The organism is Phreatobacter sp. (assembly GCF_016793595.1).
Taxonomy (GTDB): domain Bacteria; phylum Pseudomonadota; class Alphaproteobacteria; order Rhizobiales; family Phreatobacteraceae; genus Phreatobacter.
This window is the reverse complement of record NZ_JAEULY010000004.1, coordinates 944,914-962,796: the sequence shown is the minus strand read 5'-3', so window position 1 is coordinate 962,796 and position 17,883 is coordinate 944,914. Positions and strand designations below refer to the sequence as shown.

Below are 17,883 nucleotides of genomic sequence, written 5' to 3'. Positions count from 1 at the left end.
AAAGGTGGCGTCTTTTTCGCTCACGCGCCGAGCAGCTTTTCCTTCGTCGCCCAGTCCAGCGTCTTGTCGAGCGCGCGCGACAGGCGGTCGAACAGGTCGTCGGTCTCTTCCGGCGTGATGATCAGCGGCGGGCAGATGCCGATGGAATCGCCCATGGCGCGAACGATCAGGCCTTCCTCCTCGGCGATCTTCACCGCGCGGGCGCCGACGGCCGATTTCGGATCGAAGGCCTTCTTGGTCTTCTTGTCGGCAACCACCTCGATGGCGCCGACCATGCCGAGGCCGCGGGCCTCGCCGACCAGCGGATGGTCGCCGAGCGCCTTCAGGTGCGCCTGGAACTGCGGCGACTTGGCCGCGGCCTTCTCGATGATCTTCTCGCGCTCGTAGATTTCCAGTGTCTTCAGCGCCACTGCAGCGCCGACCGGATGGCCGGAATAGGTGAAGCCATGGCCGAACGTGCCGACCTTCTTCGATTCCACGATGGTCGCCTGGTACATGTCCTCGGGGATCATGATCGCGCCGACCGGCATGTAGGCCGAGGTCAGGGCCTTGGCGATCGAGATCGAGTGGGGCTTGTAGCCGAGGGCGGGCGAACCGAACCACTCGCCGAGCCGGCCGAAGCCGCAGATCACCTCGTCGGAGATCATGAACACGTCGTACTTGTTGCAGACGGCCATGATCTTCGGGAAATAGTCCTTCGGCGGCACGAGCACGCCGCCCGCGCCCATCACCGGCTCGGCGATGAAGGCGGCGACCGTGTCCGGCCCCTCGCGCAGGATCATGTCTTCGAGGTCCTGCGCCATGCGGGAGGAGAACTCCTCCTCGGTCTCGCCGTCCTTGCCGAAGCGGTAATAGTGCGGGCAGGACGTGTGCAGGATGCCAGAGATCGGCAGGTCGAAATCGATGTGATTGGCCGGCAGGCCGGTCAGCGAGGCCGAGGCGACCGTGACGCCGTGATAGCCCTTGATCCGCGAGATGATCTTCTTCTTCTGCGGACGTCCCAGCGCATTGTTCATGTACCAGATCATCTTGACCTGGCTGTCATTGGCCTCCGAGCCCGAGGAGGTGAAGAACACCTTGGAGATCGGCACGGGGGCCTTCTCCTTGAGCTTCTCGGCCAGTTCGATGGCCGGATCGTGGCTCTTGCCGCCGAACAGATGCGTGAAGGACAGCTTCTTCATCTGCTCGTAGGCGGTCTCGGCAAGCTCCTGGTTGCCGTAGCCGAGCGAGGCGCACCACAGCCCCGACATGCCCTCGATATAGGACTTGCCGTCGACGTCCGTGACATGAATCCCCTTGCCGCTTTCGAGGATCAGCGTGCCGGTCTCGCGGACGGTCGCCTGGTTCGTGTAGGGATGCAGAACGGTTTCGACGTCGCGGACCTGCAGGTTCGTCAGCGCCATGGCGGCCTCCGGAGCATGAGAATGCCGCGAATGAAGCCGATCAGACAGGCAGGTGTCAAAGCACGGCTGGAATGCGATGCATCTGTATCGCTAGGCCATTCGCCGTGAGGCCATCCAGCGAAGCGCCATGGCAAGGCCGAGAAGGGCGACCGGACCGAGATACCAGAGGCTCATCGGTACGCGCTTGCCGTTGGTGAAGACGAAGCTGACCCAGATGTACCACGCGCCCCACCAGTGCAGCGAGCGCCAGACGCGGGGACCGACCCAGCGCACCGCCGCATCGAAGGAGGTCGCGGTCATCAGCGCGATGACGAGATAGGTGGTGCTGCCGGTGACGACAGAACCGAGGTTGCTGAGCTGCCAGAACAGCGCCGCGTCGGCGCGGACCAGCGCGATGATCGCCGCCGCGTGGATGACATGAGACATGGCGAAGGAGACGCCGAGATAGCGCCGGTTGCGCATCATCCATCGCGTCAGCCGGGATGGCGCCAGTCGAACCAGCGATGACGCGGCAAAGCTCATGAGGAACAGCACGAGCGATGTGCGGGCGGTGAAGCGGATCACGGCCCGGAAACCGTCCGTGCCGCCACCGGCCTGGACATGGATGAGCGCCGATGCGGCGAGCAGGGCGAGCGTGATCGTGCCGGTCAGCGTCCAGCCCTCGGCGAGGCGGACGGAAAGTGTGCGCGAGGCAAGCGTGGTCATGCCGTCCCTCCGGGATCGGTAGCAAGTTCGGATGGCTGAAGGGGTTCGTTTCGCCGGCTAGCCGGCAGAGAGGCGCGTGGCCTGTCGCCGCCTTCTGCGCAGTGCCAGGATCTGCGCGAGCAGCAGCCCGACGAGGGCGCATTCGCCGACGGTTGCCGCGGCCACGGCGAGCGGCGCGGCCGACCAGTCCGCAGCGAGCGCAATGCGCAGCATGCCGGCGGCAACCGAGGCACAGAGCGCGGCGAGGGCAAGAACGGGCGCGGCCGGGGAGGGCCGCATGGCCCAGTAGCCGGCCGCGGCCGCCGCGATGGCAGCGACGAAGGCCCAGCGGTCGATCAGCGGCGCCGCAAAGCCGGCGAAGGTTCCGTCCGTGGCAAGCGGCGGCAGCCAGAGCGCGCGCAGACGCATGGCGATGAAGGTCGCAACGAGGGCGACAAGCAGAGTGATCCAGGTGCGGTCCACCTGCCGGCTCGCGCCGTCGGCGGCAAGTGTCGCGGCAACGGCGCGGGCAGGGCCCATGCGCTGGACGGCGCGCTGCATCTCCGCCTCCGACGGGCGGTCACCGAGCGCTTCGGCGAAATGGTCCGCGAGTTCGGCGCGCATGCGCCGCGCCAGCGCGGGATCGTGGCTGAGATGACGCGAGAGCTCGTCGAGATAGCTGTCGATCAGGCTGGCCATGGCCGTCCTCCGACGATGGCGTTGACCCCTTGCGAGAAGCGTTCCCACACCGTCCGGCGCTTGGCCAGCGCATCGCGCCCGGCCGGCGTCAGGGCATAGACGCGCCGCTTGCGTCCCGTCGGTGGCACCGTCCATTCGCTCTGGAGCAGCCCGGCCGCCTCAAGTCGGTGCAGCGCCGGATAGAGGGTGCCCTCCGGCAGATCGAACGTCTCGTCGCTGCGCGAGCGGATCGCCTCGATCACCGCGTAGCCATGGGCCGGCCCCGCCTCCAGCGCGGCGAGGACGATGGTGTCGAGGTGGCCTTTGAGCATTTCCGGGTCCATGCCTCGGAACGCTATACCTCGTGTCACTAGGTGTCAAGCAGAAAAGCCTAGCAACACGAGGTATCACCCCTCCGGCGGCATATCCTTCGGGTCCGCGGGCAATGTCGCCGTGCTTTCCTCGGTTTCGGCAGATGCAGCCTTCTGGCGGCGCTTCAGCCGGCGCGGCGGCAGGATGTCTGGGTCCGACACGACCTTCTTGGCGAGGAAGATCGCCGCATCGAGCTTGGTGAAGCTGCGGCCCCGGTAGAATTTCAGCGCATTGTCGTTGTTCTCCGCCACTTCCAGCACGAGATGCGTGCACCCCCGCAGGCGGGCGAGATGCTCGAGCTGCTCCAGCACGAAGCTGCCGAGCCCGCGCCCCTGGAATTCCGGGTCCACCGCGAGTTCCTCGACGAAGAGCGGGCGCATTTCCCGAGCGCGGAAATAGCGCTCGTTCATCCAGTTGTCGGTGCCGATGATCGTCAGCGCGCATTCGGCATAGCCAACGATCCGCTCCTTGTTGCCGAGGCGGATGACGAACAGCAGCTGCTCGATGCCCTTCTCGTCATAGACCTCGAGGAAGCGCTTCTTCGATTTCGGCCGCTGGTACTCGACGGTCGAGCGGTTCACCTCGCGGAACACCGCCTTGATGAACTCCCAGGTGCGGTTGAGATCGCGCTTGTTCAGTCGCCGGACGCGCACCTGCGGTTCGGCGTCGAGCGCGGCATCGGGAATGGTGTCGTCGGCGGTCATGCGGGTCTCGGTACGCTCCGATCGAACGCCTCCGGTTCTAGCCATCGCCGCGCGGCCAGGATAGCCCGCGCTCATCCATTCGCTCCGCGCATGGCGCTCTGTCGGCCACCCTGGCTTGCCGGATCGCTCGCTGCGGTGCCACGGTGCGGCCTCTTGCAGAGGGGAGACGCATCCATGGCCGCCGATCTGTCGCTGATCGAGAAGAGCGCAACCGACATCCTGAAGCTCCTGAAGAAGGGGGAGGTCTCCCCGCTCGACCTGCTCGACACGCTGGAGAAGCGTATTTCCACTGTCGACAAAAAGGTGAATGCGCTGCCGACCCTGTGCTTCGATCGCGCCCGCAAACATGCCCGCGCGCTGATGAAGAAGCCGAAAGAGGGCCGCGGCCTGCTTCAGGGCATGCCCGTGCCGATCAAGGATCTGACCGATGTCGCCGGCGTGCTGTCGACGCAGGGCTCGCCGATCTTCAAGGACAACGTCCCCGAGACCTCGAACATCCTCGTCGAACGCCTCGAAGCCCAGGGCGGCATCGTCTACGCCAAGTCGAACACGCCGGAATTCGGCGCGGGCGCGAACACCTTCAACGAGGTCTTCGGCGCCACCGTGAATCCCTACAACACCAAGCTGTCAGCGGCCGGCTCGTCGGGCGGCGCTGCCGTGGCGCTGGCGACCGGCATGGCCTGGCTCGCCCATGGTTCGGACATGGGCGGCAGCCTGCGCAATCCCGCGAGCTTCTGCGGCATTGTCGGCCTGCGCCCCTCGCCGGGCCGCGTCGCCTCGACGCCCGGCACGAAGATCGACTCGACCATGGGCGTCGAGGGACCGATGGCGCGCACCGTCACCGACCTGGCATTGCTGCTCGACGCCATGAGTGGCGACGATCACCGCGACCCGCGCTCGCTGCCCGCGCCAAAGCGCAGCTATCGCATGGCGCTCTCCGGCGGCTGGAAGCCGAAGCGCGTGGCGTGGTCGGCCAATCTCGGCATCACCCCGGTCGATCCGGAGGTGAAGGCGATCACCGAGAAGGCGGCGAAACGCTTCAAGGAGGCCGGCGTCATCGTCGAGGAGGCCCATCCCGATTTCTCCGAGATCCACGAATGCTTCGGCGTGCTGCGCGCCTACGCCTTCGCCACGACCAAGTTCGAGCTCCTGAAGACCCATCGCGACAAGCTGAAGCCTGAGGTCATCTGGAACATCGAGAAGGGCCTGAAGCTGACCATGGACGAACTGACCCGCGCCGAGGCGCAGCGTCAGGCCATGCTCCAGCGGACGCTCGCCTTCTTCGACCGCTACGATCTCTTGCTGACGCCGGCCACCATCGTCGCGGCCTATCCGGTCGAGCAGCGCTTCGTCGCCGAATGCGACGGCTTCAAGTTCCCGGACTATGTGCAGTGGCTTTCCATCGCCTATGCGCTGACGACCGTGTCCTGCCCCGCCGTCTCGCTTCCCTGCGGCTTCACCAGCGACGGCCGGCCGATCGGCCTGCAGATCGCCGCGCGGCCGCATGGCGAGGACCGGATTCTCGCCGGCGCGAAGATCATGGAGGATATCCTCGGCCTGAAGACCGTGAAGCCGATCGATCCGCGCGGCTGAGGCTCCCCGCTTCCGGTTCCGGCGGCGGGCCACTATGTTCGGGCCATGACCCGACCCGCCGCCGCGCCATCCTCCACCCGCCTGACCCGCCTGCCCTCCGGGTTGACGGTGGTCACCGATTCCATGCCGCACCTGCGGACCGCCTCGATCCAGGTCACCTTCGGTGTCGGGGGCCGTGACGAGCGCCCCGACGAGCACGGCATCAGCCATCTGCTCGAGCACATGGCCTTCAAGGGCACGACCAAGCGCACGCCGCGCGGTCTCGCCGAGGAGATCGAGGCTGTCGGCGGCGACCTCAATGCCTCGACGGCCTCGGAGAACACCTCCTATTTCGCCAAGGTGCTGGCCGAGGATCTGCCCGTGGGCCTCGATATCCTCTCCGACATCCTGACGGACCCGCAGTTCCACCCGGAGGAACTGGTCAAGGAGAAGAACGTCATCGTCCAGGAGATCGGCGCCGCCGAGGACGATCCCGACGATGTCGTCACCGATCAGTTCATCGCGTCGGCCTTCCCCGACCAGCCGCTCGGCCGTTCCATTCTCGGCACGCCGAAGGCGGTGCGCTCGGCGACCCCGGACAAGCTGCGCGCCTATATGGGCCGCAGCTACCGCGCCCCGAAGGCGGTGGTCACGGCAGCCGGCGCGGTCGATCACGACCGCGTCGTCGAGGCTGTCGCCGAGAAATTCGCCAAGCTCGACGGCGAGGTGCCGCCCGATGTCGAACCGGGCGTCTACAAGGGCGGCGGCGCCACCATTGCCCGGCCGCTGGAACAGACCAACCTCGTCTTCGGCTACGAGGGCATGAGCTACCGCGACCCCGACATCTATGCCGTCGGCGTGTTCAACAACCTGCTCGGCGGCGGGCTGTCGTCGCGGCTCTTCCAGGACGTCCGCGAGGACAAGGGCCTCTGCTACGAGATCCACTCGTTCCACTGGTCCTATGGCGATACCGGCATATTCGGCATCTCCGCCGGCACCGATCCCGGCGACGCGGTCGAACTGATGAAACTGACCATGGACGTGCTCCACGCCACCGTGGACGGCGCGACGGAGGCCGAGGTCGGCCGGGCCAAGGCGCAGATGAAGGTCGGGCTGCTCGGCGCGCTGGAGAGCTCCTCCGCCCGCACCGACCAGATGGCGAGGCAGGTGCTGGCTTTCGGGCGCACCTTCGACCTCGAGGAAATCGCCGCGAAGATCGATGCCGTGACGGTCGAGGACGCCCGTGCGGCTGGCGCAAGGCTGGTGCGCTCGTCGCCGATGACCTTCGCGGCCATCGGGCCGAAGCGCGGGCTGGACAAGGTGGCGAAGCTGGCGGAACAATTCCGTTCGACATGAACGCTTCGACCAAGGCCCCGCCACAGAGGCCGCCCGCCGCGAAACCGCTTTCGCTGCTTCGGGCGGTGGGCCTTGCCTACGATCCGCCGGAGCCCATTGTCGGTCGCAAGGTGACCCTGCGCGTGCCCGACATGGCTGATTTCGAGGGCTGGGCACGTCTGCGTGGCGCCAGCCGGGCGTTTCTGGTGCCGTGGGAGCCGGCCTGGCCGCCGGACGACCTGACCAAGCCCGCTTTCCGCCGCCGCGTCGCGCGCTATCGGCAGGACTGGCGCGAGGACCAGGGCTATGCGCTGTTCGTCTACCGCAACGAGGACGGCGCGCTGGTCGGCGGCATCACGCTGACCAATATCCGGCGCGGCGTCGCGCAGACGGTGTCTCTCGGCTACTGGATGGGCGAGGCCTTCGCCGGCAAGGGCTATATGGCCGCCGGCGTCCGGACCCTGATCCCCTATGCGTTCGGGCCGCTGGGCTTTCGCCGCATCGAGGCGGCCTGCGTGCCGACCAATGAGGCTTCCGTCCGCCTGCTGGAGCGGGTTGGCTTCACCCGCGAGGGGCTTGCGCGCCAATATCTGTGTATCAACGGCACGTGGATGGACCACACGCTCTACGGGCTGGTGAAGGGCGATGCGCTTGGCTGAGGCGCTCAGAGGCCGGTGAGGCCGACCCCGATGGTCAGCGCCCAGAGCGAAACCGAGACGCCGGCCGCGTACCAGCCGAACGTGTAGCAGGCCTGCCGGCTGGCGCTGGAGATCATCCGCTTGGCGACGGCGCGGGGCGGCCGCTCGTCGCGCTTCAGATTGATCCAGATCTCGTTGTACTCGACATCCTGCAGGGCGTTCTGCACGGCCCGCAGGACCATGAACACCGCTACCAGTGTGAAGCCGACGCCGCCGGCCTTCATGGCCGAGACCGGTTCGCCGGCCCAGTGATACATCAGCGCCAGTGCAGCCAGCGCCGCGAGGGCGCAGTCGCGCGCCGCCGACTGAAAAGCGCGAAGCCGGATCATTTCCATCGCGACCTCCTTCGGTCCGGATGCGGCAAATGGACTGACGCAGCGCACCATTTCCAATGTCGCATCGCAACATAGAACCGCGAATGCCTGCCAAGCGGGTCTGTCGTGTCCGGGTGGGAAAGGGTTCGATCGCGGCGCCCGGCAGCCCGATCAGGCTAGAGACTAAAGTCTATAATACGAAAGTCTTAATATCCTGTCGCGATCAGCGCCAGCGCGGAGAAAACCGGACGTCTGGGCGAGCGCGCACCGTGCGCTCGCAATGCTGCGCGGTGCATCCGGTTCGGATTGAAGGAGCGGATCGTGTCAGTCGACGACGAACAGCTTCGCGCCCGTCGGCGCGCGGGACCTGTGGGCCTCCGCGCCATCGGCCACCTGGTAGCTCATGCCGGGCTTCAGCACGAAAACGCGGCCGTCGGCCAGCGTCGTCTCAAGCGCGCCTTCGAGACAGAGCAGGACATGTCCCTTGGAACACCAGTGGTCGGAAACATAGCCCGGCGAATAGTCCACCATCCGCACGCGGATGCGGTTCTCCGCCGGGCCGAAATGCTGCGTACGCCAGAGCGCATGTCCGGCATCGCCCTCGTGGCGGGTGGGCGCGACCGATGCCCAGTCCACGGTGTTGAAGGCGATGTCGGACATTCTCATGGGACGGCTCCCGGCGTCAGAACAGGTGGATGAGGCCGGGCTTCAGCAGGCCAATGGCCGAGAAGCCGATGCCGATCAGGCCGAGCCCGCCCGCGAGCCAGGCCAGCGCCATGGCGCTGGTGATGACAGCCGCGGAGGCCAGCACGATGGCGATCTGGAACGCCGCCGAGGAAATCTCGAAGTCGTGGTAGCGCTTGTAGGCGAGATCACGCTTCTTCTCGGCTGCGGTCGCCCGAGCCGCCAGTTCGCGCCGGCCCTCATTGGTCTCCGGTTCGGTGTTCCAGCGGGTGGCGTTGGCGCGCCACTGGTCGATCTGCCGGGTCATGGCGGCTTTGACCGCCGCGTCGGTCATGGCATCGCGGGTGATTGTCATGTCCTCGGCGGCGGTGGTCACCGCCGTCATGCGGATGGTCTTGGCCTGGAAGAAGGCCCAGAGGTTCGATGCCTCGACATTGGCGTTGAGGGCGTCTGTCTGCGAACTCTTCGCCGCCGTCTCGGCCAGCGCCAGGAACAGCGCGAGGACGGCGATCAGCAGCGCGATCTTCTTGTTGGAGGGGTCGATATGGCCGTGGCCCGACATTGTGTGATTCCTTGGCAGGAACGAGGACGATGAACCGTGTGCCGCGCCGCGATCGCGCGCGCAAGGGGAGTGACGCGGACCTTCGAGGGTTTGCTTGCGACGGCCGAGGGCCTACACAGGATTCATGACAATGCAGACAAGATCGGGCGTTATCGCGGCGCTTGCGCCGAGCCTCCGGACGGGCCTGGTGCCGGCCTCATGAGCGACGCTTGCGACGGCCACGACCATCACCATGACGACGGCGAGATGGACGGCCCGGATTCGCCGCTCGTCCGTTCGCTGGCGCCCTCGCCCAATCACGACGCGCGCGCGGAGCCGGTGAGCCTCCTGATCATGCACTATACCGGCATGCGGGACGGCATGGCGGCGCTGAAGCGCCTGTGCGACCCGAATCCGCCACGTGTTTCCTGCCACTACGTGGTCTTCGAGGACGGCGAGATCGTCCAGTGCGTCGCCGAGCGGCGCAGGGCCTGGCATGCCGGGATCGGCTCGTGGCATGGGCGCGACGACGTGAATGCGCGCTCCATCGGCATCGAGATCGTCAATCCAGGCCATGAATTCGGCTACCGGCCCTTTCCCGAGACGCAGATCGGGGCGGTCATCGCGCTCGCGCAGGACATCGTCGCGCGCCACGCCATCCCGCCCGCGGGCGTCATCGGTCATTCCGACACGGCGCCGACGCGCAAGCAGGACCCCGGCGAACTGTTTCCCTGGAAGCGGCTGGCGGAGATGGGGCTCGGGCTGTGGGTGCCCCCGGTCCCGCTGATGGATGGCCCGTCCTACCGGCAGGGAGAGGAAGGCCCGCCGATCCAGGCCTTGCAGGCCCTGCTGGCCATGGCTGGCTACGGCGTCCAGGTCACCGGCGTTTACGATGCGCTGACGGCGGCGGTCGTGACCGCTTTCCAGCGGCACTGGCGACCGGAGCGGGTGGACGGCGTGGCGGATGCCTCGACGCTGCGCACCCTGCGCGACCTGCTGGCGGCGCGATGAAGCGCCGCGATGGCATGTGGGTTCCGGCAGCGTTTGCGGCCGTGTTCTGCTCCATCGCCGCCTCGGCGCAGCCGCTGCCGCAGGGCTTCGTCCACCTAGCCGATGTGGCTCCAACGATCCGGCAGGACATCCGCTATGCCGGTTCGCGCAACTTCATGGGCCGGCCGGCGGCGGGTTATCATGCGGCGGAATGCGTGCTGACGCGCCGTGCGGCCGACGCACTTGCCCGCGCACAGGCAGAGATCGCGCCTCGCGGCCTGACTCTCGTCGTCTGGGACTGCTATCGGCCGCAGCGCGCGGTCGCCGATTTCATGACCTGGACGCGCGACGAGACGGACCAGCGCATGCGGGCGATCTACTACCCCCGCGTCGACAAGCGCGACCTCAGCGTGCGGGGCTACCTGTCGTCCCGCTCCACCCATTCGCGCGGTTCGACGGTCGATCTCGGCATGGCGCGCAGCGGTACACCGTCGGCGGGCGGCACCGGCGACTGCGCGGCTCCGTACGGCACGCGGATCGACGACGGCGTCCTCGACTTCGGTACGGCCTACGACTGCTTCGACACGCTGTCGCATGTCCGGGCGCCCGGCATCGGCCGCGATGCGGCGGCGAACCGGACACTGCTCGCAGGCCTCATGCAGCGTCACGGTTTCCGCGCCTATGCCAAGGAATGGTGGCATTTCCAGCTGCGCGACGAGCCCCTTCCCGGACAGTCCTTCGATTTCCCGATCCCGCCGCGCGGTTCGCGCTGATCAGGCCGTCCCTGCAACCCTTGGAACATGTGGGCGGTTGGCGCATTGTCATGGTCCGGACAGTCGGAGGAACCGCCATGAGTGATGCCACGCAAGCCCCTGCCACTCCCCCAACGCCGAGGACCGGCCATTCCCTGGCCTCGCATCTCGTTCCGCTCCGCAAGAACTGGGGCTGGCTGATGGGGGCGGGGATCATTCTGGTCCTGCTCGGCATATTCGGGCTCGTCGCGGCCAACCTGTTCACCGTCGTCTCGGTGCTGTCCTTCGGCGCGATGATGCTGATCGCGGGCGGCGTGCTGATCGCGGATGCCTTCCGGCGCGAGGGCTGGAAGAGCCGGGTCGCGGTGCTGGTCATCGGCGCGCTCTACATCGCGACCGGCGCGCTGGTGCTCTACAACCCGCTGCAGGCCGTGGTGGCGCTGACCATCCTCTGCGCGGCGATGCTGGTCGCGACCGGCGCGCTGCGCATCGTCATGGCCTTCCAGATGCGCGAGCTGGTGGTCTGGGGCTGGGTGCTCGCCTCCGGCATCCTGTCGCTGCTGCTGGGCATTTTCATCATGGTGCAGTTGCCGCAAGCTGCGACCTGGGTGCTCGGCACCTTCCTCGCCATCGAGCTGATCTTCCAGGGCTGGACCTACATTTTCGTCGCCCGGGCGATCCGCTCGACCTTCGACGGGGTGCATCCGAAGCCGGCGGCCTGACCGCCGGCTCATGGTCACCAAATCGTTCACGGAAACCGTTTCTTAACGGCGTGTCGCGTTAATGAGACGTTGACGACACGGGTTCGCGAAGCGGCCTTTGCGGGCGTGATCGTCACGACGTCCGTGATGCCATGCCGGTTCGCAGCGCTGAGCCCGTCCCGCCGCCTCCGTCGCGCGATCTGTTCGCGCGGCTGGCGATTCGGGGCTTCCCATGCGCCCGCCGGCGGCCTCTGACGGCCGTTCGGGAGAGGCGGCATATGGCGAGCGGACAGATCAGCGGAGGTGCGGCGGGCGAGGCCCGGCACGTTCCCGTGCTGCTCGCCGAAGTTCTCGCCGCCCTCGCGCCGAAGGCCGGCCAGACGATCATCGACGGCACGTTCGGCGCCGGCGGCTATACCCGCGCCATTCTTGATGCCGGGGCCGATATCATCGCCATCGACCGCGACCCGACCGCCATCGCCGGCGGGGCGTCGCTGGTGGCCTCGTCCGCCGGTCGGCTGATGCTTGCCGAAGGCGAGTTCTCCCGGCTCGACCAGATCGCGCATGATCACGGCCGCGAGACTGTCGACGGCGTCGTGCTCGACATCGGCGTCTCGTCCATGCAGCTCGACCAGGCCGAGCGCGGCTTCTCCTTCCGCTTCGACGGACCGCTCGACATGCGCATGGCGATGTCCGGCGAGAGCGCGGCGGATCTCGTCGCCCGGCTCGAGGAAACGGCGCTCGCCAACCTCATCTACACCTATGGCGAGGAGCGCCTGTCGCGTCCCATCGCCAAGGCGATCGTCCGCGAGCGGACGGAAGCGCCGATCATCACGACGAAGCGTCTCGCCGAGATCGTCGCGAAGGTCGTGCGCTCCAAGCCGGGCGACATTCACCCCGCGACGCGCACCTTCCAGGCGCTGCGCATCGCGGTGAACGACGAGCTCGGCGAGCTGGAGACGGCGCTTGAGGCTGCCGAGCGCATCCTGAAGCCCGGCGGGCGGCTGGTGGTCGTCACTTTCCATTCGCTCGAAGACCGGATCGTCAAGCAGTTCATGGCGGATCGTTCCGCGCGGACGGCCGGCGGCTCGCGCCACGCGCCGGCGGCGGAGGTGCCCGATCCGACCTTCGTCCTCATCGGCCGCAAGGCGGTTGCAGCCTCCACCGCCGAGGCAGCCGTCAATCCGCGCGCGCGCTCGGCCAAGCTGCGCGCCGCCGAACGAACCGCCGCGCCTGCGAGGAGCGTGCGCCGATGATGCGCTTCATCAACATCGTCGTCGTTGCGGCGCTGATCGTGGCGGCCGTGGTGGTTTATCGCGTCAAGTATGAGGCGACGCGCCACGCCGAACAGGTCGCCAGGCTGCGCCTCGAAATCAATCGCGAGCGCGAGGCGATTGCGGAATTGCGGGCCCAGTGGGCCCATCTCAACAGCCCCGACCGCCTGCAGGCGCTGGCCGAGCGGCACCTGAGCCTGAAGCCGCTGCAGATCAATCAGATGCACGATCTCGCCAATCTGCCGGACAAGCCGTTCATCGATCCGGACCCGATCGGCTCGATGCTGGAGGCGATGGATGGCACGGCCGATCCGACAGCGACCGGCTCGGTCCGTCCGGCAACCGGCGGGAGCGCGCCGCTGCCACAGCGCCGCCCGGCAGGAGGCCGCTGATGGCGCCGAAGCTCTCCTTCCTGATGCGGGCGCGGCTGTTCTTCGCCTGGGTGCTGGCGGGCCCGCAATCCGGGCGCCTGCGCAAGGCCAAGTCGCGCATCCGCCTCGCCATGCTGGCCTTCGGCACGCTCTACGCCGTCATCGCGACCAGCATGATCCTCTATGTCGTGCGCTATGATCGCAGCCAGGCGGCCGGCGTGCGCAGCGCCGAGGCTGTCTCCGCAACGCGGCCCGACATCCTCGACCGTAACGGCGAGGTTCTGGCGACCGACGTGCGCACCATCTCCCTCTTCGCCGAGCCGAAGAAGCTGGTCGCCAGCTTCGACGTCGACGAGGCGACGGAACTCCTGACCGCCGTTCTCCCGGATCTCGACCAGCGCGAGGTCCGCGAGCGCCTGCGCTCCGGCAAGGGCTTCGTCTGGCTGCGCCGGGAAATCACGCCGCAGCAGCGCGACCAGATCCATCGTCTCGGCATTCCCGGCGTCGGCTTCCTGCGCGAGGCCAAGCGCTCCTATCCGAACGGCTCGACGCTGTCGCACGTGCTCGGCATGGTCAATGTCGACAATCAGGGCCTCGGCGGCATCGAACGCTACATCGACAGTCAGGGCCTCGCCGAACTGCATCGCGCCGGCCTCGTCACCGACCGCTCGCAGGCGCCGGTGCAGCTCTCCATCGATCTGCGCATCCAGCATGTCCTGCGCGACGAGCTGATCCAGGCGCATCAGAAATTCCGGGCAAAGGCGGCGTCGGGCGTGCTGCTGGACGTGAATACCGGCGAGGTCGTCGCCCTCGCCTCGATCCCCGACTACGACCCGAACCGTCCCGCCACCGCCGCCGGCTTCGACCGCGCCAACCGCATCACGACGGGCGTCTACGAGATGGGTTCGGTGATGAAGGCGCTGACGACCGCCATGGCGCTCGATTCCGGCCGTTTCAACATCAATTCGACGCTGGATGCGCGCTTTCCGATGTCGGTCGGCCGGCATCAGGTGAAGGATTTCCACGCCCAGCGCCGCGTGCTGACCCTGCCCGAGGTGTTCACCTATTCCTCCAATATCGGCACCAGCCGCATGGCCCTGACGCTTGGCGGCGAGCACCAGCGCAACTTCCTGCGCCGGCTCGGTCAGTTCGACCGCGTCAACACCGAAATCGGCCCTTCGACCGCGCCGTTGGTGCCGCGCCGCTGGGCGGACATCACCACGGCGACGGTCTCCTTCGGTCACGGCCTGTCGGTCGCCCCGCTACAGGCGGTGATGGGCACGGCCGCGCTGATCAATGGCGGCCGGCTGATCCAGCCGACCTTCCTGCGCCGCACGCCGGAGCAGGTGGAGGCCGCCAGTCGCCAGGTCATCCGGCCCGAGACCTCGGTCGCCATGCGCTTCCTGATGCGACTCAATTCCGAGCGCGGCTCCGGCCGTCGCGCCGATGTCGACGGCTTCTATGTCGGCGGCAAGACCGGCACCGCGGAAAAGGTCATCGGCGGACGCTATGCCAAGGACCGGTTGCTCAACTCCTTCATGGCGATCTTCCCCGCCGATCAGCCGCGTTATCTCCTGCTCGTCACGCTGGACGAGCCGCGCGGCATCCCGGAAACGCACGGCCTCGCCACCGCCGGCTTCAACGCCGCGCCGACAGCGGGCCGGGTGATCGCCCGTGCCGCCCCCTTGCTCGGCCTCCAGCCGCGCTTCGACATGCCGCCCGCCATGCAGGCGATCCAGGCCGGCTACCGCATGCCCGGACGCTGATCGGCCTCAAGGCCGCCCAACGCCCGCCGGAAGTGCCTGTCCGAATACGCATCCGCAGTGCCTGCTGCTCATGCCAGTGAGCCTCACCTCGCAATGCCCGCCATGCAGCTTTCGACCATCCTCGCCGACGAAACACCCGCCGCTTTTGCCAGCCGTCCGGTTTCCGGCCTGACCGCCGACAGCCGCGTGGTTGCCGAAGACACGACGTTCTTCGCGCTGAAGGGCGAGAAGGTGGACGGCATGGCCTATGCCGAAGCCGCCGCGAGAGCGGGAGCCTCCGCCATCGTCACCGACAAGGCCGATGCGCCGGCGGAGGTCGCCGGTGTACCGGTGGTCAGGGTGGCCAATGCCCGGCGAACGCTGTCGCTGGCGGCCAGCCGCTTTCACGCGCGCCAGCCGGCGACGATAGCCGCTGTTACGGGAACCTCCGGCAAGACCTCCGTCGCGGCCTTCCTGCGCCAGATCTTTCAGGCTGATGGCCACCCGGCCGCCTCCATCGGCACGGTCGGCGTGGTGCGCCCTTCCGGCGAGGTCTATGGCGGCCTGACGACGCCGGACCCGGTGACGCTTCACGCAACGCTCGACACGCTGGCCGGCGAGGGCGTCACCCATGTCGCCTTCGAGGCTTCCTCCCACGGGCTCGACCAGCACCGGCTGGACGGTGTCAGGATCAGGGCGGCAGGCTTCACCAACCTGTCGCGCGACCACCTCGATTATCACCACACGGTCGAGGCCTATCGCGCGGCGAAGCTGCGCCTGTTCACTGACCTGCTGCCTTCGGACGGGACAGCCGTGATCATGGCCGGCGCGGAGGGTGCCCCGTTCATCGCTGCCGCCAAGGCGCGCGGACAGCGCGTCATTGCCGTCGGCCGTGGCGACGAGGACAAGGTCGGTGGCATCGCCATCCGTTCCGAGGCGATCGACGGAGCGGGGCAGGTGGTCCGCCTCGCCGCCTTCGGCCGGGACTGGCAGGTCCGCATTCCGCTGCTCGGCAGTTTCCAGGTCGACAATGCCCTGCTCGCGGCGGGGCTTGCCATCGGCTGCGGCGTCGCGCCGGACCGGGCTTTCGCCGCGCTCGAACATCTCGAAGGCGCCAAGGGGAGGCTGGAATTCGTCGGCTCAAAGGATGGCGCGCCGGTCGTCGTCGACTATGCCCACAAGCCCGACGCTCTCGAAAAGGTGCTGGAGGCGGCGCGTCCTTTCGCTTCGCGCAAGTTGGTCGTGGTGGTCGGTTGCGGCGGTGACCGCGACCCCGGCAAGCGCCCGATCATGGGCCGCATCGCCGTCGAGAAGGCCGACCGCGCCATCATCACCGACGATAATCCGCGTTCCGAGGACCCTGCCTCCATTCGCGCGCAAGTGCTCGCCGGGGCGCGGGGCGCAGAAGAAATCGGCGACCGCGCCGAGGCGATCCGCACCGCCGTCCGCGACCTTGAGGCCGGCGATTTGCTGGTGATCGCCGGAAAAGGCCACGAAACCGGCCAGATCATCGGCTCCAAGACGTTCCCCTTCTCCGATCACGAGGTCGCCGCCGAGGCGATCCGCGATTTTTCAGCCTCTTCCCCCTCGAAAGGGCCTGCCGCATGAGCCAGCAGCCTCTCTGGACCACCGAAGCGCTGGCGCGCGCCATGGGTGGACGCCTCACCGGCAAGCCGGCCGCGACCATCGCCGACATTTCCATCGATACCCGCACGCTCGAAGCCGGTGAGGCCTATGTGGCGATCAAGGGCCATGCCCATGATGGCCATGCCTTCGTGCTGAGCGCCCTCGACAAGGGGGCGGCCGTTGCCGTCGTCTCCGAGGAATGGGCGGTGAGCGCGCCGCCTGGCGCCTACCTGATCGTGGCCGACCCGCTCAAGGCTCTCGAAAAGGCTGGTATCGTCGCGCGCGCCCGCACGGCCGCGAAGATCGTCGCGGTCACCGGTTCCATCGGCAAGACCTCGACCAAGGAGGCTCTCGCGCACGTGCTCGCGAGAGAGGGGCGTACGCATGCCCCGCCAAAGAGCTTCAACAACCATATCGGCGTGCCGCTGACGCTCGCGCGCATGCCGGCGGCGAGCCAGTTCGGCGTCTTCGAGATCGGCATGAACCATGCCGGAGAGATCACGCCCCTGACGCGCATGGTGAAGCCGGACATCGCGGTCATCACCACGATCGAGGCGGTGCATATCGAGAACCTTGGTACGATCGAGGCCATTGCCGACGCCAAGGCGGAAATCTTCGTCGGCGTCGAACATGGCGGCGCGGCCGTCCTGCCGCGCGATACCCGCCATTTCGACCGGCTGGCGAAGGCGGCCCGCGCGGCCGGCATCGACACCATTGTCTCCTTCGGCGAGCACGAAGAAGCCGATGTCAGGCTCCTGCGCCTCGTCCTCTCCGCCAATTGCTCCACCGTCTCGGCGCGGGTGATGGGCACCGAAGTCACCTACAAGATCGGCTCGCCCGGCAAGCACCTCGCCATGAACTCGCTGGCCGTTCTCGCGGCGGCGAAGCTCGCGGGAGTCGATCTCGCGGTCGCGGCGCTGGCGCTCGGCGAGACGCGCGCGGTGGCCGGACGCGGCGAGCGTTCGCAGCGTCGCCTCGGCACCGGCAGCTTCACGCTGCTGGACGAGAGCTACAACGCCAATCCGGTTTCGCTGCGCGCGGCCATCTCGGTTCTCGCGACCACGCCAAAGGCGGCGTCCGGCCGTCGCCTCGCCGTCCTCGGCGACATGCTGGAGCTCGGCAGCGAGGGTGCGGCGCTCCACGCGGCGGTCGCCGAGCCACTCGATAAGGCGGGTATCGATCTCGTCTTCTGCTCCGGTCCGCTGATGGAAAATCTCTGGAAGGTCTTGCCAGCGCACCGCCGGGGAGCCTATGCCGCCACCGCGGCCGAGCTCGAACCGCAGGTGATCCGCGCGCTGAAGGCGGGCGACGTCGTCATGGTCAAGGGCTCGCGCGGCAGCCGCATGGCGCCTCTGGTCGAGACGCTGAAGGCGAAATTCCCGGCCATCGCTCCGGACGAGCAGCAGGGCGCGGCATAGGTCGTTTCCACCTCTGGAAAC

General features: G+C 67.6%; 19 protein-coding genes. 11 read left to right on the top strand and 8 right to left on the bottom strand.

The features are described 5' to 3' along the window. Nucleotides 1–20 precede the first annotated feature (20 nt). The 5 genes from JNK84_RS08775 to JNK84_RS08755 all read right to left on the bottom strand — a co-directional run bounded on the left by JNK84_RS08775 (nt 21) and on the right by JNK84_RS08755 (nt 3,841). Nucleotides 21–1,403 (bottom strand): aminotransferase, encoded by a 1,383-nt coding sequence (locus tag JNK84_RS08775; protein WP_293422978.1) that lies wholly within the window; start codon nt 1,401–1,403, stop codon nt 21–23. A 90-nt stretch (nt 1,404–1,493) separates the two neighbouring features. Next, a complete protein-coding gene (locus JNK84_RS08770) occupies nt 1,494–2,108 on the bottom strand; it encodes a ferric reductase-like transmembrane domain-containing protein (RefSeq protein WP_293422975.1) in 615 nt (204 codons plus the stop codon). 57 nt (nt 2,109–2,165) lie between these two features. After that, nucleotides 2,166–2,786, bottom strand: a complete 621-nt coding sequence (locus JNK84_RS08765; protein WP_293422972.1) for an HAAS signaling domain-containing protein — start codon at nt 2,784–2,786, stop codon at nt 2,166–2,168. Beyond that, on the bottom strand, nt 2,774–3,097 hold the full coding sequence (locus JNK84_RS08760; protein WP_293422969.1) for a PadR family transcriptional regulator: 324 nt from the start codon (nt 3,095–3,097) through the stop codon (nt 2,774–2,776). Before JNK84_RS08760 ends, JNK84_RS08765 begins: the two co-directional genes overlap by 13 nt. 75 nt (nt 3,098–3,172) lie before the next feature. Next, nucleotides 3,173–3,841: a GNAT family N-acetyltransferase gene (locus JNK84_RS08755; RefSeq protein WP_293422966.1), complete on the bottom strand. Its 669-nt coding sequence runs from the start codon at nt 3,839–3,841 to the stop codon at nt 3,173–3,175. Nucleotides 3,842–4,015: 174 nt separating this feature from the next. On the opposite strand from JNK84_RS08755, the gene JNK84_RS08750 reads away from it, so the two are divergent. From JNK84_RS08750 to JNK84_RS08740, 3 genes are read left to right on the top strand one after another with little or no spacing between them, the layout of a single operon-like run. After that, complete coding sequence (locus tag JNK84_RS08750; RefSeq protein ID WP_293422963.1) at nt 4,016–5,434, top strand: amidase; 1,419 nt, start codon at nt 4,016–4,018, stop codon at nt 5,432–5,434. 45 nt (nt 5,435–5,479) lie between these two features. Then, a complete protein-coding gene (locus tag JNK84_RS08745; RefSeq protein ID WP_293422960.1) occupies nt 5,480–6,769 on the top strand; it encodes a M16 family metallopeptidase in 1,290 nt (429 codons plus the stop codon). Further along, complete coding sequence (locus JNK84_RS08740) at nt 6,766–7,407, top strand: GNAT family N-acetyltransferase (RefSeq protein ID WP_293422957.1); 642 nt, start codon at nt 6,766–6,768, stop codon at nt 7,405–7,407. The genes JNK84_RS08745 and JNK84_RS08740 overlap by 4 nt, the downstream gene beginning before the upstream one ends. Before the next feature lie 5 nt (nt 7,408–7,412). Here JNK84_RS08740 and JNK84_RS08735 read toward each other — a convergent pair whose 3' ends face one another. The 3 genes from JNK84_RS08735 to JNK84_RS08725 form a co-directional block, all read right to left on the bottom strand. Continuing rightward, nucleotides 7,413–7,775: a hypothetical protein gene (locus JNK84_RS08735; protein WP_293422954.1), complete on the bottom strand. Its 363-nt coding sequence runs from the start codon at nt 7,773–7,775 to the stop codon at nt 7,413–7,415. Nucleotides 7,776–8,084: 309 nt separating this feature from the next. Then, nucleotides 8,085–8,426, bottom strand: a complete 342-nt coding sequence (locus JNK84_RS08730; RefSeq protein ID WP_293422951.1) for a DHCW motif cupin fold protein — start codon at nt 8,424–8,426, stop codon at nt 8,085–8,087. 16 nt (nt 8,427–8,442) lie between these two features. After that, nucleotides 8,443–9,006: a DUF4337 family protein gene (locus tag JNK84_RS08725; protein WP_293422948.1), complete on the bottom strand. Its 564-nt coding sequence runs from the start codon at nt 9,004–9,006 to the stop codon at nt 8,443–8,445. Nucleotides 9,007–9,204: 198 nt separating this feature from the next. Here JNK84_RS08725 and JNK84_RS08720 point away from each other — a divergent pair, with 198 nt between their 5' ends. From JNK84_RS08720 to JNK84_RS08685, 8 genes are all read left to right on the top strand, one after another. After that, entirely contained in the window at nt 9,205–9,996 is a 792-nt protein-coding gene (locus tag JNK84_RS08720; RefSeq protein WP_293422945.1) for a peptidoglycan recognition protein family protein, read from the top strand. Next, complete coding sequence (locus JNK84_RS08715; RefSeq protein WP_293422942.1) at nt 9,993–10,748, top strand: M15 family metallopeptidase; 756 nt, start codon at nt 9,993–9,995, stop codon at nt 10,746–10,748. The genes JNK84_RS08720 and JNK84_RS08715 overlap by 4 nt, the downstream gene beginning before the upstream one ends. A gap of 77 nt (nt 10,749–10,825) precedes the next feature. Next, the gene (locus JNK84_RS08710) at nt 10,826–11,449 is read left to right on the top strand and encodes an HdeD family acid-resistance protein (protein WP_293422939.1); all 624 of its coding nucleotides are present in this window, start codon (nt 10,826–10,828) and stop codon (nt 11,447–11,449) included. A gap of 257 nt (nt 11,450–11,706) precedes the next feature. Continuing rightward, on the top strand, nt 11,707–12,684 hold the full coding sequence (gene rsmH, locus JNK84_RS08705) for a 16S rRNA (cytosine(1402)-N(4))-methyltransferase RsmH (protein WP_293422936.1): 978 nt from the start codon (nt 11,707–11,709) through the stop codon (nt 12,682–12,684). Beyond that, nucleotides 12,681–13,094, top strand: a complete 414-nt coding sequence (gene ftsL, locus JNK84_RS08700; RefSeq protein WP_441343215.1) for a cell division protein FtsL — start codon at nt 12,681–12,683, stop codon at nt 13,092–13,094. Before rsmH ends, ftsL begins: the two co-directional genes overlap by 4 nt. Next, complete coding sequence (locus JNK84_RS08695; protein WP_293422934.1) at nt 13,094–14,839, top strand: peptidoglycan D,D-transpeptidase FtsI family protein; 1,746 nt, start codon at nt 13,094–13,096, stop codon at nt 14,837–14,839. Before ftsL ends, JNK84_RS08695 begins: the two co-directional genes overlap by 1 nt. 102 nt (nt 14,840–14,941) lie before the next feature. Continuing rightward, on the top strand, nt 14,942–16,426 hold the full coding sequence (locus tag JNK84_RS08690; RefSeq protein WP_293422932.1) for a UDP-N-acetylmuramoyl-L-alanyl-D-glutamate--2,6-diaminopimelate ligase: 1,485 nt from the start codon (nt 14,942–14,944) through the stop codon (nt 16,424–16,426). Beyond that, complete coding sequence (locus JNK84_RS08685) at nt 16,423–17,862, top strand: UDP-N-acetylmuramoylalanyl-D-glutamyl-2,6-diaminopimelate--D-alanyl-D-alanine ligase (protein WP_293422929.1); 1,440 nt, start codon at nt 16,423–16,425, stop codon at nt 17,860–17,862. Before JNK84_RS08690 ends, JNK84_RS08685 begins: the two co-directional genes overlap by 4 nt. Nucleotides 17,863–17,883 lie beyond the last annotated feature (21 nt).

What these genes read in the sequence shown, in the direction of transcription:
- JNK84_RS08765 (WP_293422972.1), bottom strand. Translation starts at nt 2,786, where the DNA reads ATGGCCAGCCTGATCGACAGCTATCTCGACGAGCTCTCGCGTCATCTC.
- JNK84_RS08775 (WP_293422978.1), bottom strand. Translation starts at nt 1,403, where the DNA reads ATGGCGCTGACGAACCTGCAGGTCCGCGACGTCGAAACCGTTCTGCAT.
- JNK84_RS08755 (WP_293422966.1), bottom strand. Translation starts at nt 3,841, where the DNA reads ATGACCGCCGACGACACCATTCCCGATGCCGCGCTCGACGCCGAACCG.
- rsmH (WP_293422936.1), top strand. Translation starts at nt 11,707, where the DNA reads ATGGCGAGCGGACAGATCAGCGGAGGTGCGGCGGGCGAGGCCCGGCAC.
- JNK84_RS08770 (WP_293422975.1), bottom strand. Translation starts at nt 2,108, where the DNA reads ATGACCACGCTTGCCTCGCGCACACTTTCCGTCCGCCTCGCCGAGGGC.
- JNK84_RS08725 (WP_293422948.1), bottom strand. Translation starts at nt 9,006, where the DNA reads ATGTCGGGCCACGGCCATATCGACCCCTCCAACAAGAAGATCGCGCTG.
- JNK84_RS08735 (WP_293422954.1), bottom strand. Translation starts at nt 7,775, where the DNA reads ATGATCCGGCTTCGCGCTTTTCAGTCGGCGGCGCGCGACTGCGCCCTC.
- JNK84_RS08750 (WP_293422963.1), top strand. Translation starts at nt 4,016, where the DNA reads ATGGCCGCCGATCTGTCGCTGATCGAGAAGAGCGCAACCGACATCCTG.
- JNK84_RS08710 (WP_293422939.1), top strand. Translation starts at nt 10,826, where the DNA reads ATGAGTGATGCCACGCAAGCCCCTGCCACTCCCCCAACGCCGAGGACC.
- JNK84_RS08760 (WP_293422969.1), bottom strand. Translation starts at nt 3,097, where the DNA reads ATGCTCAAAGGCCACCTCGACACCATCGTCCTCGCCGCGCTGGAGGCG.
- ftsL (WP_441343215.1), top strand. Translation starts at nt 12,681, where the DNA reads ATGATGCGCTTCATCAACATCGTCGTCGTTGCGGCGCTGATCGTGGCG.
- JNK84_RS08730 (WP_293422951.1), bottom strand. Translation starts at nt 8,426, where the DNA reads ATGAGAATGTCCGACATCGCCTTCAACACCGTGGACTGGGCATCGGTC.
- JNK84_RS08740 (WP_293422957.1), top strand. Translation starts at nt 6,766, where the DNA reads ATGAACGCTTCGACCAAGGCCCCGCCACAGAGGCCGCCCGCCGCGAAA.
- JNK84_RS08695 (WP_293422934.1), top strand. Translation starts at nt 13,094, where the DNA reads ATGGCGCCGAAGCTCTCCTTCCTGATGCGGGCGCGGCTGTTCTTCGCC.
- JNK84_RS08715 (WP_293422942.1), top strand. Translation starts at nt 9,993, where the DNA reads ATGAAGCGCCGCGATGGCATGTGGGTTCCGGCAGCGTTTGCGGCCGTG.
- JNK84_RS08745 (WP_293422960.1), top strand. Translation starts at nt 5,480, where the DNA reads ATGACCCGACCCGCCGCCGCGCCATCCTCCACCCGCCTGACCCGCCTG.
- JNK84_RS08685 (WP_293422929.1), top strand. Translation starts at nt 16,423, where the DNA reads ATGAGCCAGCAGCCTCTCTGGACCACCGAAGCGCTGGCGCGCGCCATG.
- JNK84_RS08690 (WP_293422932.1), top strand. Translation starts at nt 14,942, where the DNA reads ATGCAGCTTTCGACCATCCTCGCCGACGAAACACCCGCCGCTTTTGCC.
- JNK84_RS08720 (WP_293422945.1), top strand. Translation starts at nt 9,205, where the DNA reads ATGAGCGACGCTTGCGACGGCCACGACCATCACCATGACGACGGCGAG.